This is a genomic window from Paenibacillus sp. P32E, assembly GCF_001909085.1.
Lineage (GTDB): Bacteria > Bacillota > Bacilli > Paenibacillales > Paenibacillaceae > Paenibacillus_AQ > Paenibacillus_AQ helianthi.
Window position 1 is genome coordinate 61,705 of the sequence record NZ_LVYY01000002.1, and the last position, 14,594, is coordinate 76,298.

Annotated in this window: 11 protein-coding genes; 1 reads left to right on the top strand and 10 read right to left on the bottom strand. The window is 49.0% G+C overall.

The window, feature by feature from the left end; genetic code table 11:
• Window positions 1–26: 26 nt before the first annotated feature.
• The 10 genes from A3848_RS02505 to A3848_RS02540 all read right to left on the bottom strand — a co-directional run bounded on the left by A3848_RS02505 (window position 27) and on the right by A3848_RS02540 (window position 12,665).
• Window positions 27–1,505 (bottom strand): Lsa family ABC-F type ribosomal protection protein, encoded by a 1,479-nt coding sequence (locus tag A3848_RS02505; RefSeq protein ID WP_074083385.1) that lies wholly within the window; start codon window positions 1,503–1,505, stop codon window positions 27–29.
• Between the two features lie 328 nt (window positions 1,506–1,833).
• Entirely contained in the window at window positions 1,834–4,170 is a 2,337-nt protein-coding gene (locus tag A3848_RS02510; protein ID WP_074083386.1) for a histidine kinase, read from the bottom strand.
• A gap of 68 nt (window positions 4,171–4,238) precedes the next feature.
• Window positions 4,239–4,823 carry a potassium-transporting ATPase subunit KdpC gene (gene kdpC / locus A3848_RS02515; protein WP_074083387.1) on the bottom strand — a complete coding sequence of 195 codons (585 nt, stop codon included), beginning with the start codon at window positions 4,821–4,823 and terminating at the stop codon, window positions 4,239–4,241.
• Window positions 4,824–4,862: 39 nt separating this feature from the next.
• Window positions 4,863–6,896, bottom strand: a complete 2,034-nt coding sequence (gene kdpB / locus A3848_RS02520; protein ID WP_074083388.1) for a potassium-transporting ATPase subunit KdpB — start codon at window positions 6,894–6,896, stop codon at window positions 4,863–4,865.
• A 15-nt stretch (window positions 6,897–6,911) separates the two neighbouring features.
• Window positions 6,912–8,588: a potassium-transporting ATPase subunit KdpA gene (gene kdpA / locus A3848_RS02525; protein WP_074083389.1), complete on the bottom strand. Its 1,677-nt coding sequence runs from the start codon at window positions 8,586–8,588 to the stop codon at window positions 6,912–6,914.
• 53 nt (window positions 8,589–8,641) lie between these two features.
• The gene (gene kdpF / locus A3848_RS33390; protein WP_074083653.1) at window positions 8,642–8,719 is read right to left on the bottom strand and encodes a K(+)-transporting ATPase subunit F; all 78 of its coding nucleotides are present in this window, start codon (window positions 8,717–8,719) and stop codon (window positions 8,642–8,644) included.
• Window positions 8,716–8,853, bottom strand: a complete 138-nt coding sequence (locus A3848_RS32085) for a hypothetical protein (protein WP_178381886.1) — start codon at window positions 8,851–8,853, stop codon at window positions 8,716–8,718. Before A3848_RS32085 ends, kdpF begins: the two co-directional genes overlap by 4 nt.
• Before the next feature lie 91 nt (window positions 8,854–8,944).
• On the bottom strand, window positions 8,945–9,088 hold the full coding sequence (locus A3848_RS32090; RefSeq protein ID WP_178381889.1) for a hypothetical protein: 144 nt from the start codon (window positions 9,086–9,088) through the stop codon (window positions 8,945–8,947).
• A 231-nt stretch (window positions 9,089–9,319) separates the two neighbouring features.
• Entirely contained in the window at window positions 9,320–10,036 is a 717-nt protein-coding gene (locus tag A3848_RS02535; protein WP_074083390.1) for a response regulator, read from the bottom strand.
• Entirely contained in the window at window positions 10,029–12,665 is a 2,637-nt protein-coding gene (locus A3848_RS02540; protein ID WP_074083391.1) for a sensor histidine kinase, read from the bottom strand. Before A3848_RS02540 ends, A3848_RS02535 begins: the two co-directional genes overlap by 8 nt.
• A 215-nt stretch (window positions 12,666–12,880) precedes the next feature.
• Between A3848_RS02540 and A3848_RS02545 the strand changes: the two genes are divergently transcribed.
• Window positions 12,881–14,548, top strand: coding sequence for a ribonuclease J (locus A3848_RS02545; RefSeq protein WP_074083392.1), 1,668 nt, complete (start codon window positions 12,881–12,883; stop codon window positions 14,546–14,548).
• Window positions 14,549–14,594: the final 46 nt, after the last annotated feature.

A 14,594-nucleotide genomic window follows, 5' to 3' on the forward strand; every position in this document is an offset into this window, starting at 1 on the left:
CCTTTTCTTCCCTTCCTTCAGCAAGCTCAGAGCTCTATGATCTTCGTAGCGACATTGCCGCAGAACTCCCGGTCATGCTCCACAAAAAGTATGGTCGGGGTGTATTCCAACAGCAGCTCTTCTATTTGCATCCGTGAAATAACGTCAACAAAGTTCAGCGGCTCATCCCAAATATGCAGGTGAACGTGCTCACTTAGACTTTTGGCGATGAGCACCTTCTTCTTCTGGCCGCCGCTGAAAGTGGAAATATCCTTCTCAAATTGTACTCTGGAGAAATCAAGTTTTCTCAGGATGGATTTGAACAGGCTCTCGTCTATTCCATTGTCGCGGGCGAATTCCGTAAGATTGCCTTGTAAATGCGAGGTATCCTGGGACACGTAGGAGATTTTGAGCTGACTGTCCTTACTGAGGCTGCCTGTGTACTGTATGTCCTCGCCGCAAATCAGTTTCAGGATACTGGATTTGCCGGAGCCATTCTTACCCGAAAGTGCAATGCGGTCTCCTTGCTCAATTGTAAAATCCACATCTGAACAGACTAGTTTCTCACCATAATAAATGGAAACTTGTTCAAGCTCTGCAAAGGTACTTTTATGATAAGGAAGCTGTGCAATCTCCAGGGTTTCCGAGCTTTCAATGTTTTTCAGCAGCTTGGACTTCTGGTCAATTGCCGATTGCTGCCTTTGCTCGATAGATTTAGAACGTTTCATCATTTTGGCAGCCTTATGGCCAATGTACCCCTTATCTACCTTGGAGCCGGAGTTTCGTGTCCCGTTTTTTGTCTTTTCCACTTCGTGTGACCAGTTCCCTGTTCTTTTGGATGAATCCGCAAGCCGGTTAATATCTCTTCTCAGCTTCTCATTTTGTGCCAGCTCAAAGTTATCCAATCGCCTCTTATTCTCCCACCAGCTCGAAAAATTCCCTTTCTGAATTTCAATGTTGGTTTTGTTGATAGACAGAATATGATCTACACAGTTATCCAGAAAGGCTCTGTCGTGAGATACCAGAATATATCCGCTTTTGGTATTGAGATAATTACTGACTAATGTTCTTGCTTGCATGTCCAGATGATTAGTAGGTTCATCAATGAGCAGAAAGCTGTTTTCCTTAATAAACAATGCGGCGAGCAGCACCTTCGTCTGCTCTCCGTTCGATAGTGAAGCAAAGGGCCTATAGAGAACGTCATCATCTACCTTCAGCAAAGAAAGCTCTCGCATCAACTGCCAGTGAATATAATCCGGAAAGATTTCGCTGATGACATCCAGGGTCATATTTTCCTTGTTCGGCACAGGGTATGGAAAGTATTCAAATGTTACATTAGCAGAAATGGCTCCACTGTATTCATGTTTACCGAGCAGCAGCTGCAGAAAGGTGGTCTTCCCTCTTCCGTTCCTCCCCGTAAATCCCAGCTTCCAATCCGTGTCGATCTGAAAATTCACGTTTTCAAATATGTTATCGTAGCTGCCCTCATAGGCAAACGTCAGGTTGGTAACATTAATTAATGACATCTGGTGATCCTCCTGTATAAAAAAATAAAAGCCGCAAGAAAGTTAATTTCTTGCAGCTCAAATAGATACAGAAAATCAAGCCCCCGAGGGGCTGATTAAGGATCTACCGTTTGAGTGAAAGGAAATGTAACTTTCTTGCTTAACAAGAAATAAAACATGCGAAATCGATCGCATTACAATAGCTGAACATGAAGTCCAGTCTTATAGTGGTTTTATTCTCATATCGATCAGCAAGAAAATCCTACATTATCCTCTTCAACTCCGTTCATTTAATTAATTGTAGTTTAGCATACACTTTTTTTATGATCAACTAGGGTATGCCTATCTGTCAATACTTTACCGCTTCGGCCGCCTCCGGGTCAAAGTCCGCCACAATCAGCATATCCATATGCCTTGCATGCCGGAGCAAATAATGGACGAAGCTTTCTTTGAATAAGCTGCGCCACAGCGGCCTGCGTGAGTGTCCGATAATCAGCTGAGTGGTCTGTACTTCATTCATTCTGTAGAGCAGCTGCTGATGTACGACAGCACTGCTGCCCGCCAGAGCCACCTCCATTTTCCCGCCCAGCCGTTCCGTCAAATGCCGCAGGGACCCCAGCCGCTTTTGCTCTTCGGGGGTATGGTGCCCTCCGCAGTGCACATAGTGCACATACCATTCTGCCTTGAGCCGGTGGGCAATACGGAAGCCGCGGCGGATTAGGCGCTCTGCACGCGGGCCGAGATCGACACAGACAAAGATGACCTCCCTGCGGCTCCATGGGCCCCGCAGGGAGGGCTCCCGGTCCCACGCCTCCAGCCGTTCATCGACATCGTCGGCAATTTCACGAAGAGCCAGTTCGCGCAGAGCAATCAGATTCCCAATCTTAAAAAAAGACTCTAAGGCCTGGTTCACTTTCTCCGTTGCATATATTTTCCCTTCCCGCATCCGCTCCTGCAGCATTTGTGGCGTAACGTCAATGAGTTCAACCTCACCGGCCATTTTCAAAACCGCATCAGGGACCGTTTCCCGGACACGAACGCCCGTCAGCTGTGCCACTGCGTCATTCAGGCTCTCCAGATGCTGAACATTCACGGTTGTGATTACGGAAATGCCGTTATCGAGCAGCCGCATAACATCCTCATAGCGCTTTTTGGTCACACTTCCGGGGAAATTGGTATGTGCCAATTCATCCACCAGCACGACCTCCGGGTGACGGGCAATAATGCTGTCTGTGTCCATCTCCTCTAGTTGTGAGGACTGATACTGAATGCGGGCCCGCGGAATCAGGGTCAATCCCCCGATTTGCCGTTGGGTCTCCTTCCTTCCATGTGTCTCCAGCAGACCTATGACAACATCAATGCCTTTCGTCAGCAGCAGATTCCCCTCTTGCAGCATTTTATAGGTTTTTCCAACACCAGGCGCCGCACCAATATAGACCTTGAATGTTCCGCGGTGAATCCGCTCAATCTTCTGTTCCATCTCCTGACTGGTTAACCGGTGAAAAGGTTCCTCCTTCCCTTTGGAGCCAGGCTTGATCGGCAATATCCGTTCCCCTTCCTGCTCTGCCCTGTCAGCCATCAGGAATACATCGATGTTCCGTGACTTCCGGAGGACACGGTTAGCGATGGAGCCCTGCCACTTTTCCTGCCAGCGGCTTTTTTTGGAGTGCCCCATGACGATCCGGGTGACGTTATTCCGGATGGCATAACGTACCAATATTGCTGGGAGCAGACGCAGACTTGGAAGAGACAGCTCTTCGAAGCGGGCATCGACCCGCTGGGCCAGCTTGGTGATCGCGCGTTTGAAGCTCTGCTGATCTTTCGTTAGCTGACGTTTTGTGAGCACAAAGGTTACCACCATAAGCTCACCGTTCAGCCGCTTGGCGATTTGCTGTCCTCTTCTGACATACAGCGAACCGTTCCAATGATATTGCGTGGATACGAGAATCCGCTCAGTGGCGCCGGAAGGGCCAATTAACCCTTGCTCCTCCCGGTGTCTTTCCAGCGAATCATTGACCCCCTCGGCAACCAGACGGAGCGAGAGCTCACGGAGGACGCCGAGATTTCCGCGCCGGGTCAGCGCCGGTGGCGTCTCTCCGCCAAGAACCCCTTCTTCAATACGTTTTAATATGGTTTCGGGGGACACATCGATCAGGCGCACCTCATCCGCCAGCTCCAACGTGTTGAGCGGAACCGTTTCCTCCGCACAGATGCCCGTTTTCTGCTGAATAATTTCGGCCATCCCAGCCAGCTCATACACGTTAATGGTAGTAATCACACTTATGCCGTGATCCATTAAATAACGGATATCGTCGAGCCGTGTCTCGAAACGGGCTCCTTCCCGGTTGCGGTGGGCCAGACTGTCCACCAAAAGGACCTCAGGATTGCGCTGAAGCAGAATATCGACAGGAAGATCCTTCTGTTCCTTTCCATCCTTGATCCAGTGAAGGCTGGGTACACGCTCCAAATTCACCAGTTGCTGAACAGTCTCCGCCCGTTGCATCGTCGAGACCGCACTGATCACCACATCGATCCCTTGCTGCTGCAAAAGCTTGCCTTCCTCCAGCATGTGATAGGTCTTGCCTGAACCACTGACAGAACCGATGATGATCTTGAGACGGCCCCGGCGCAGGCGGTAAATGGAATACAGAATTTCTTCCGGAGTTTTACGTTTATACGGGGACATCCGGGTGGCCTCCTTATAGGAAGATAAATTACCCTGTCCGTGTGGAACCGAACAGGGTAACCGCCTGATTACTTAGCAGACAATTCAGATAAAGCCTTATTCAGCTTCAGCACATTCACACGTTCTTCGCCGAACAATCCAAGTTCGCGGCCCTCCGTATGCGCTTGGATTAATTGTTCAAGCTTATCCGAAGAAAGACCGGTCAGACTGCTGATTCTGGGAACCTGCACGATAGCCGAGGCGGGGGAAATATCCGGGTCCAGGCCCGAGCCAGAGTTCGTAACCAGATCGATAGGCAGTTGATTCACAGGAACCTGCGGATTGTCCAGCTTCCACTGGGCGATAAAGTCGCTGGTACGCTTCAGCATATCCGTATTGGATGGGCCATAATTGTTCGAGCCCGAAGCCTCCGCTTTGTAATCAATGCTGGACACACGCCCGTGGAACAGCGCCGGATTGGTGAAGTTCTGACCAATCAGCTCGGAGCCAATAACCTGGCCCGCACTGTTCTTCAGCAGGCTGCCGTTCGCCTGTGAAGGCATTAGCACCTGGGCAATAGCAGTGGAAGCCAGCGGATACACAACTCCGCAAAGAATAATAAATATGGCGCTGAGTCTTACTATGCTGAGTATATAAGAACTAGTGTTCTTCATTCGTGACCCATCCTCTCTATCTTAACAATCCTATTAAGCTTATATCCAAATACTAACGAGCATATCAATGAGCTTAATGCCCAGAAAAGGAACCAGTACGCCTCCAAATCCATAGATGAAGATATTCCGGCGCAGCAGCTTGACAGAGCTCATTGGCTTATAGGATACCCCTCTCATGGCAAGGGGGATCAGGAGCGGAATAATAATCGCATTAAAGATCAGTGCCGAGATAATAGCGGAGCTTGGCGATCCCAGCCCCATTACGTTCAGCACCTCCATTTCCGGAATCGCGAGCGTGAACATAGCAGGGATGATTGCAAAATATTTGGCGATGTCATTCGCAATACTGAAGGTAGTCAGGGCACCACGGGTCATCAGCAGCTGCTTGCCGATGGCTACGACCTCAATAATCTTGGACGGGTCTGAGTCCAAATCGACCATATTCGCCGCTTCCTTGGCGGCAGAGGTTCCGCTGTTCATGGCAAGCCCCACATCCGCCTGGGCCAGAGCAGGAGCATCGTTCGTTCCGTCACCCGTCATGGCGACCAGCTTGCCTTCCTGCTGCTCACGGCGAATGACTTCAATTTTGTTCTCCGGCGTGCTTTCGGCGATAAAACCGTCTACTCCGGCTTCGGCGGCAATCGTTGCAGCGGTTAGCGGATTGTCTCCGGTACACATAATCGTTTTGATGCCCATTTTGCGCAGCTCGTCAAATCGTTCCTTCATTCCGGGCTTCACGGTGTCTTTCAGATAAATAAGTCCGAATATCCGGTCGTCAACGGCTACTGCAAGCGGAGTTCCGCCTTTACCGGCTATTTCATTCGACCTTTTGTCCAGATTATCGGGAATCTGCCCGCCTTGGGAAGAGACCCAGCGCTTCATGGAATCAACAGCCCCTTTTCGGACCTTGCGTCCATCCTTCAGATCCAGTCCGCTCATTCGCGTTTCGGCACGGAACTCAATGATTTCTGCCTCTTCTGCCAGACCGGCCTGATAAGGATGACCCTGTTTTTTGATCAGTTCGATCACGGAACGCCCTTCCGGTGTCTCATCCTTCAGTGAACTGACTGCAGCCCACCCCGCCAGTTCTGCTTCATTCTCATTCCCTACGGGGACAAATTCGCTGGCCATACGGTTCCCGAAGGTGATGGTGCCTGTTTTATCGAGAATCATCGTATTGATGTCTCCGGCTGCTTCAACCGCTTTACCTGACATCGCCAGCACGTTGAACTGGGTAACCCGGTCCATGCCTGCGATTCCGATTGCAGACAGTAGACCGCCGATGGTAGTAGGGATCAGACAGACCAGCAGCGCGATCAGGACGGGGATCTCCAAATCGACATTCAGATAAGCGGCAATCGGACGCAATGTGACTACGACAATCAGAAAGATAATGGTTAAGCTGATTAAAAGGGTATTGAGTGCAATTTCATTGGGTGTTTTCTGGCGTTTGGCCCCTTCGACAAGCGAGATCATACGGTCCAGAAACGATTCACCGGGATCACTGGTGATTCGAACCTTGATCTGATCACTTACTACTCTTGTGCCGCCTGTGACAGAGTTGAAGTCTCCTCCAGCCTCCTTGATGACTGGAGCGGATTCTCCGGTAATCGCAGATTCGTCCACGGAAGCAAGGCCTTCAATGACTTCGCCGTCACCGGGAATGAGTTCTCCTTGGCTGATGACCACGATATCTCCTTTGCGCAGATCAGAAGAAGAAACGATCTTAACAGCTCCGCCCACCAGCTTGTTTGCGGAAATATCCTGTTTCGTTTTCTTCAAGGTATCCGCCTGTGCCTTGCCGCGGCCTTCAGCCAGTGCTTCTGCAAAATTAGCGAACAATACTGTAACCAGCAAAATCAAAAACACTGTAATATTGAAGCCTATGGAGTCTTCGGTATGGAAATATCCGGGGGCCAACACCATCATTAGTACGACAATAGTGCCGATTTCTACAACGAACATCACCGGATTCTTCATCAAGGTCACCGGATTCAGCTTCATGAAGCTGTCCTTGACCGCACTTTGCAGAATAGGGCCGGTTAGCAGTTTCTTTTTAGGTATGGTACTCATCTTGTTCTCCCTCTCTTAACGTAAGGTCAAATATTCTGCAACCGGACCGAGAACCACAACCGGCAGAAAGGTCAGTGCACCGATAATCAGCACCGTACCGATCAGAATTCCTGTAAATAGGCCATTGTCGGTGCGGAACGTGCCGATCGTCTCCGGAACGGGCTTCTTACGGATCATGGAGCCGGCCACCGCCAGCATGGCGATAATGGATACATATCTTCCGAGCAGCATGACAATCCCTGTAAGTACATTCCAGAAGGTGGTGTTATCGGCCAGCCCTTCGAAACCCGAACCGTTGTTGGCCGCAGAAGAGGTGAACTCGTAGAGCACCTGCGTCATTCCATGGAAGCCCGGATTTGAGATGCTCCCCTTACCCAGCTCGGTCAAGAAGGCGGCAGCGGTAGGTGCCAGAATAATCAGCGGATGAATGAGTATTGCGATGGCGATCAGCTTCATTTCCCTCGCTTCTATTTTCCGTCCAAGGAACTCCGGCGTCCGCCCTACCATCAGACCGCAGAGGAACACTCCCAGGATCGCATACATCAGCATGTTGACTAGACCTACACCTTTGCCCCCGAACACATTATTCAGCATCATCAGGGACAGCGGAGTTATGCTGCCAAGCGGGGTGAGGGTGTCATGCATATTATTAACGCTACCGGTAGTTGCCGCCGTTGTTACAGCAGTGAACAAAGAAGACTGCGCGATACCAAATCGGACTTCCTTCCCCTCCATACTGCCCTGGGAGGCGTCGATACCCATGGCATTGATTGCCGGATTCCCTGCCGTTTCCGCGTAATAGTTGAGGCCCAGCAGCAATACGAACAAGGTCATCATCGCGCTGAATATCATCCAGCCCTGACGTTTGTTTTTGGCAAATAATCCGTACATATAAGGCAGGGATGCGGGCAGCGTCCACATCGAAAGGATTTCAATGACATTCGTCAAAGGTGAAGGGTTCTCAAACGGATGGGCCGAGTTGGCTCCAAAGAATCCGCCGCCGTTCGTACCCAGGTGCTTGATCGATTCAAGTGAGGCAACCGGACCGATAGCGATCTGCTGTGAACCACCCTCAAGCGTTGTTACATGTAGCGATGGCTGTAGTGTCTGCGGAACCTGCAGGGCCACCAATACCAATGTCACCAGCAGGGCAAGCGGGAGAAAGATGCGGGTGATAGATTTCACGAAATCTTCGAAGAAATTCCCTACGGTTTCTCTTCCAGTAATGCCTCTCACAAAAGCGACTGCCACGGAGAAGCCGCTCGCCGCTGAAGTAAACATCATCATTGTAATGACAGCCATTTGCGAGAAATAGGATAGACCCGTTTCTCCGCTGTAATGCTGCAGATTGGTATTCGTCATGAAACTGATGACTGTATTGAACGTTAGTGACTGTTCCATGCCCCCGGTTCCATTGGGATTCATCGGAAGTGCGCCTTGCAGACGAAGGAACAAGTAACTGAAAGCAACCAGTACAATGTTTGTCCCCAGGAAGCTGATGGCATATCCCTTCCAAGTCATTCCCTCACGGTTCTTTAGTCCGCTCAGTTTGAATATTCCACGTTCGAAGCCGCCAAATATGCGGTCCGTTCGGCTCGGTTCATTTGAGAATACATGATATAAATAAGTTCCTACTGGCTTAACCAGTAGCAGCAGTATGACAATGACTGCGGCAATTTGCACAATACCCACGAAGGCCCCTCCTTAAGTTGACACTCTCTCTTTTCGCATCATTCAATGAACCTTTAGAATTTCTCTGGATGAATCAAGGCATATACCAAATACAGAAATAAGAGCAAGGTTGCAGCAATAACCACCGTCATTGTTCCGTCCCCCCTGTATCGTCAGTCATATGACCGCACCACTGTGCAAAGGCGTAAAGGAGTACGAAAAGCACCGCCAGAGCTGCCACCATATACACATCCATCATGTTCTTTGCCACTCCTCTCACTATCATCTTTTGATCTCTTTCTCTTTTTCTTAAATTCAGCGTAACATTTCTGCCATTAGTTAAGGATTAGAGATTCCGGCAGCGAATTAAGATTGCATTAAGATTGGCGTGTCTCTTTATCGTCCTCATTCTCCTCACTAAGCAGGCTTTGCCAATAGTAATGGTCATAGAATTTTTTCACAACAAATAGAATTCCGGTTATGATGGAGATAAGACCTGCATTTTCAAAAAATTCATTCATACATAACTCCTTCTCTCTTCAGCTGTTCACTACCCTTCCAGCGTATCACTGAAGCCATTTATTCAGGATTAGGATTTGCCGGAGCAGATAAAGATCACGTTAAGGTAAAGAGGAGAATCAAGATCACGTTAAGGTAAAGAGGAGAATCAAGATCATTTTCCGGACAAAAAAAAGCGGAAGACCAAGGCTTATACTTACAGCCTTGGTCTTCCGCTTTTTACACATGCCCGTTCAAATGGCTTTGTTGTCATCGCCAACCTGCAGCATCCGGTATCCGACACCAATATGCGTTTGAATGAATTTGGGCTGCGAGGGAGTTCTCTCGATCTTTTTCCTTAAGGTGGCCATAAAAACACGCAGGGCGGGAATATCGTACGTGTGGCTGCCCCAGATTTCATGAAGAATGTAATTATGTGTCAGCACTTTACCCACATTTTTGGCGAGCAGGCCCAGCAGCTTGTATTCTATAGGGGTCAGATGAATTTCTTCTTCATCCAGCCATACACAGCCTGCCGCATAGTCGATTTTGAGGCCCTCATTCGTGAAAACAGAGGCATCCTTCAACAGCTTCTCGCTGTCATACCGGATGCGCCGCAGACTCACCCTGAGCCGGGCCAGCAGTTCCTCCACACTGAATGGTTTGGTCAAATAATCATCTGCTCCTGCGTCCAGTGCATCTATCTTGTCCCGGTCCTCGCTGCGGGCACTGACCACAATAATGGGAAGATTGGACCAGGAACGTACTTTTCGGATAATATCCACACCATCCATGTCCGGTAAACCTAAATCCAGGATCATAAGATCGGGCTGCCCTGATACCGCTTCAAGGATAGAAGCTTCTCCGGTTTCAGCCGTATGGTATTTGTACCCTTGTGTCTCTAGTGTGGTGGTAATCAGCTTACGGATCGGTTTGTCGTCTTCAACAACGAGAATCAAAGGTTTATTCATGAACATTTACCTCCTCTGCTTGCAGGGTGAAGCGGAATAGGGCCCCTTGCGGGAAGTTGTCATGCACGGCAAATGTGCCGCCATGGGCATTAATAATAGATTTGCACAAAGACAGGCCCAGGCCAAGTCCCCGGCGTCCATCCCCACGGATATTATCCGCCGTATAGAACATATCGAATATCCTGGTCTTGGCTTCATCAGAGATACCAGGACCGTCATCAGCCACTTCAACCACTACCATTTGTTTATCCCTTTTGGCCGAAACAGTGATATGAGAGCCGGTTCCTGTATACTTTATCGCGTTGTCTAGTAGGTTGATCAGCACTTGGATAATCAATCTGGAATCCATTCTGGCCATGATCAGCTCATCACTCAGCACGGTCCGAATGATATGTTCATTGCTTTTTCGATTCAGGTGCTGCAGCGCTTCAGCAATGACTTCCTCGATAAGCTCTGCCTGAACATTCAGATTTAAGCTTCCATTTTCGATCCGGCTAATCGACAACAGGTTCTCTACCAGATTGATCAGCCATATGGAATCGTCATAAATATCTGTATACAGTCCTGTCTTCTGTTCCTCGCTCAGTACGCCAGAATTCCCTATAAGAATGCCGGCATTTCCGGAAATGCTGGTGAGCGGTGTGCGTAAGTCATGCGATATGGCCCGAAGCAGGTTCGCCCGGAGTTGTTCCTGCTGAATCTGGATGGAGATTTCCTTTTGTTTTTCATTCAATTGCTCTTTCTCCAGCGCAAGCGCACACTCTCCCAGCATAGCAATCACCAGGCTCTTGTCAAAAACCTCCAGCGGGTCTTCGTTCTCCATCACAATAGCGGCTACGGCAAAAACGCTGTCTCCCCCGCGAACCGCATGATACAGACAGCCGGCAGCAGAAAAAGTATCCGTGGTGGCACCGGCTCGTTTATTGTTTTTGTAGACCCAGTCGGCTACTGAACGCTCACTGCTGCTTGTATAGATATGCAGATTGGCAGCCGAATCTTCTTTGGGAAATATAAGAGGTTCCGACAAGGAACCGGGTAATACAGAATAAAAAATCACTGTCCTGTCCAAAAGCTTAACCATTTGCTGCGCCGTTTCATTGATGATGGCAGCCGGATCTTTGGCCTGCTGCAGCTTGCGGCTAGTCTCCAGCAGCACCTCGGTACGAAAGGCTTTTTTCGCAGATTGTCTTGCCTGCTCTTTAACCCGCATTGTCAGCGTACTGGTTATAAATGAAGCGGCCAGCATCACCAGGAAGGTGACCGGATATCCCGAATCATATGCCCGCAGGGAAAAGTAAGGTGCGGTAAAAAAATAATTGAAAACCAGAACACTGAATATAGAGGTTGCGGCACTATAGAGTCTTCCTTCGGTAATCATCGCACTTAGGAGAACGCCCAGAATATATACAGTGATGATATTTGCTTCCCTGAAACCCAGTGCACTAAACCACAAGCCGATGAGAGTACAGACCAGGAGTATTCCAAAGGTTATGAAGGTGCTGGTCAGTGACAGCCGCGGCGAAATCCGATATTGCGGAAATCTGTTGTAAAGGGAAGGCTGGGTATCCGGGATGATATAAATATCCATATTCGGGGAGGCCGCAGCCAGTTTGTCCATGATATTAGTGTTACCGAACCAGCTCTTTTTAGAGTGTGAGCGGCCCAAAATAATCTTGGAGACCCGGCTTGTTTTGGCATACTCTGCGATCTGTCCTGAAATATCTTCCCCGTAAGTTGTCGCAATCTGAGCACCAAGCTGTTCCGCAAGCCGCAGGTTCGCTCTCAGCTCGGTTTTATTCTTCTGGGTGAGCCCCTTCGTTTCCGGTGTTTCCACGAACAGCGCTGTGAAATCCCCGTGGAACGCCTCAGCCATTCTCGCGGCAGTACGGATTACCTTCTTATTAGACGCTGCCGATGACAGACAAACGAGTATATGCTCATTGGAATAATGCTCTTGGTTAGCTTCCTGGCTACTAATTTGAAGCGCAATCCGGTTCAGCTGGCTCGCCGTGTAGCGCAGGGCAATCTCGCGGAGCGCAATCAGCTTTTCCGGGCTAAACCCGCTCGCATTTTGGCCTTGAGGTTGTTCATGATAGATTTTCCCTCTGTTCAGACGGTCGATCAGATCATCAGGTTCAATATCGATCAGTTCCACTTGATCAGCACTGTCTAATACATGATCCGGAATGCGTTCGTGTACGGAAAGACCAGTGATGGATACCACCAGATCCTGCAGGCTTTCTATATGCTGGACATTAACGGTAGTATAGACATTAATTCCAGCGCGAAGCAATTCCTCCATATCCTGATATCTTTTTTTGTGCCGGCTTCCCGCAGGATTGGTATGTGCAAGCTCGTCCAGCAGAATCAGTTCGGGATGTCTCCGGATCGCCCGGTCCAAATCAAATTCATGCATGACCGTTCCTTCCCGGGATATTTCCTGAGGAGGAATCTGTTCCATACCAACCAGCAGTGCCTCCGTTTCCGGCCTGTCCCGGTTCTCAATGATCCCGGCAACAACATCCATTCCGTCTTTTTGCTCTTCCCGGGCAGCACTCAGCATGGCACAGGTTTTGCCGGCTCCTGCCGCATAGCTGAAATATATTTTTAGCTTTCCCCGTACTGCCATTCCATGCCTTCTTTCTGTCTATCCGCAGCTAATGCAGCTGTAATCGTTTTACTGTAAGTATAGCATGAGGCAAATCAGCATAGCATTACGGTTTTGGATCAAGCATTAAGATTGTATTAAGATTCTCCTGCAGAATATATGAATTCAAGTCTCTCTGGATAAACCTGCAAAGAATTACTCATACTATACGTTATCTAAATAAAGGAGGCATCAGCATGAAGATGACGGGCGACCGGCTGTGGATTGCAGCTCTGGGTGGTGTATATGAAATTGGCAAAAACATGTATCTTCTGCAATACGCCGAAGACATTATTGTCATTGATTGCGGGTCAAAATTCCCGGATGAGACGCTTCTTGGTATTGATCTAATTATTCCCGATATTTCCTATTTACTTAGTAATATAGATAAAGTCAGGGCTTTGGTGGTTACCCACGGACATGAAGATCATATTGGCGGAATCCCATATTTCCTCAAACAACTGAATATTCCGGTCTATGCTTCCCGCCTGACACTCGGCTTAATTGAGATCAAACTTAAGGAGCATGGACTTCTGCGCCAGACTGAGCTTCATTGCATTGATACGGAGTCCACGCTGAATTTCGGTTCCATCACCACTACCTTTTTCCGGACAAACCACAGTATTCCGGATTGCCTTGGCATTGTCTTCGATACACCCGAAGGAACAGTGGTTCATACCGGCGATTTCAAGTTCGATATGACTCCTGTTAACAAGCAGTATCCAGATATACATAAAATGGCGGCGATCGGAGAAAAGGGGGTAAAATTTCTTTTATCGGAGAGTACAAATGCTGAACGGCCTGGCTTTACTCCTTCGGAAAGGCTGGTAGGCGCTCATTTGGAGGAAGCCTTTCAAAAAGCGGAGAATCGAATCTTTATCTCTACCTTTGCTTCGAACGTGCACCGTTTGCAGCAGATTGTTGACGCAGCAGAGCATACAGGACGCAAGATCGCCCTGCTGGGCAGAAGCATGGTCAATGTCGTTGGAGTAGCACAAGAACTGGGGTATCTACATATCCCCGAGGGCATGCTGGTAGAGACGGCTGAGGCGGGCAATGTGGAACGCGATAAGATCGCTATATTATGTACCGGAAGCCAGGGGGAGCCTATGGCAGCACTATCCCGCCTCGCGAATTCCAGTCACAGGCAGCTTGAGATCAGCCGGGGAGATACCGTACTTCTCGCGGCGAATCCGATTCCAGGTAATGAACGCAACGTTTCCAGAATCGTTGATAATCTGTATATGCTGGGTGCACGAGTAATTTACGGATCACGGAGTGAGCTTCATGTCTCGGGGCATGGCAGCCAGGAGGAATTGAAGCTGATGCTGACCTTGATGAAACCCGAATATTTTATCCCGATTCACGGGGAGTACCGGATGCTCCATCATCACAGTTTGCTGGCTGAAGCTGTAGGGGTGAAGAGTGAGAATATCTTTATTTTGAAAAATGGGGAAATTGTTGAGTCAAACGGCGGAGATGTCCGCCAAACCGGACGGATCACAGCTGGACAAATTTTCGTGGACGGACTGGGAATCGGGGATATTGGCAGTGTTGTACTGCGCGACCGCAGGCAGCTGTCTGCGGATGGGATTCTGATTACAGTCATTACATTAAGCCAAAGTGACGGGCGGATTCTGAACGAGCCGGATACGATCTCCAGAGGTTTTGTGTACGTGCGCAACTCGGATACGCTGATGGAAGAGATCAACCAGCTGATTACAGCTACTCTTCAGAAGATGAGCACCGCAGATCTCGGTCAATGGAATATCATTAAGGAAACCATCAAAGGAACATTAAGTAAATTCCTGTATGAACGCACAAAACGCAGACCTATGATTCTGCCCATTATCATTGAGGTCTAGAAATGGAGAAAAATCCGCAGACTATGGACTTTGAAGTCCTGTCTGC

What these genes read in the sequence shown, in the direction of transcription:
- kdpB (WP_074083388.1), bottom strand. Translation starts at nt 6,896, where the DNA reads ATGAGTACCATACCTAAAAAGAAACTGCTAACCGGCCCTATTCTGCAA.
- A3848_RS32090 (WP_178381889.1), bottom strand. Translation starts at nt 9,088, where the DNA reads ATGAATGAATTTTTTGAAAATGCAGGTCTTATCTCCATCATAACCGGA.
- A3848_RS32085 (WP_178381886.1), bottom strand. Translation starts at nt 8,853, where the DNA reads ATGATAGTGAGAGGAGTGGCAAAGAACATGATGGATGTGTATATGGTG.
- A3848_RS02505 (WP_074083385.1), bottom strand. Translation starts at nt 1,505, where the DNA reads ATGTCATTAATTAATGTTACCAACCTGACGTTTGCCTATGAGGGCAGC.
- A3848_RS02535 (WP_074083390.1), bottom strand. Translation starts at nt 10,036, where the DNA reads ATGAATAAACCTTTGATTCTCGTTGTTGAAGACGACAAACCGATCCGT.
- A3848_RS02545 (WP_074083392.1), top strand. Translation starts at nt 12,881, where the DNA reads ATGAAGATGACGGGCGACCGGCTGTGGATTGCAGCTCTGGGTGGTGTA.
- A3848_RS02540 (WP_074083391.1), bottom strand. Translation starts at nt 12,665, where the DNA reads ATGGCAGTACGGGGAAAGCTAAAAATATATTTCAGCTATGCGGCAGGA.
- kdpF (WP_074083653.1), bottom strand. Translation starts at nt 8,719, where the DNA reads ATGACGGTGGTTATTGCTGCAACCTTGCTCTTATTTCTGTATTTGGTA.
- kdpC (WP_074083387.1), bottom strand. Translation starts at nt 4,823, where the DNA reads ATGAAGAACACTAGTTCTTATATACTCAGCATAGTAAGACTCAGCGCC.
- A3848_RS02510 (WP_074083386.1), bottom strand. Translation starts at nt 4,170, where the DNA reads ATGTCCCCGTATAAACGTAAAACTCCGGAAGAAATTCTGTATTCCATT.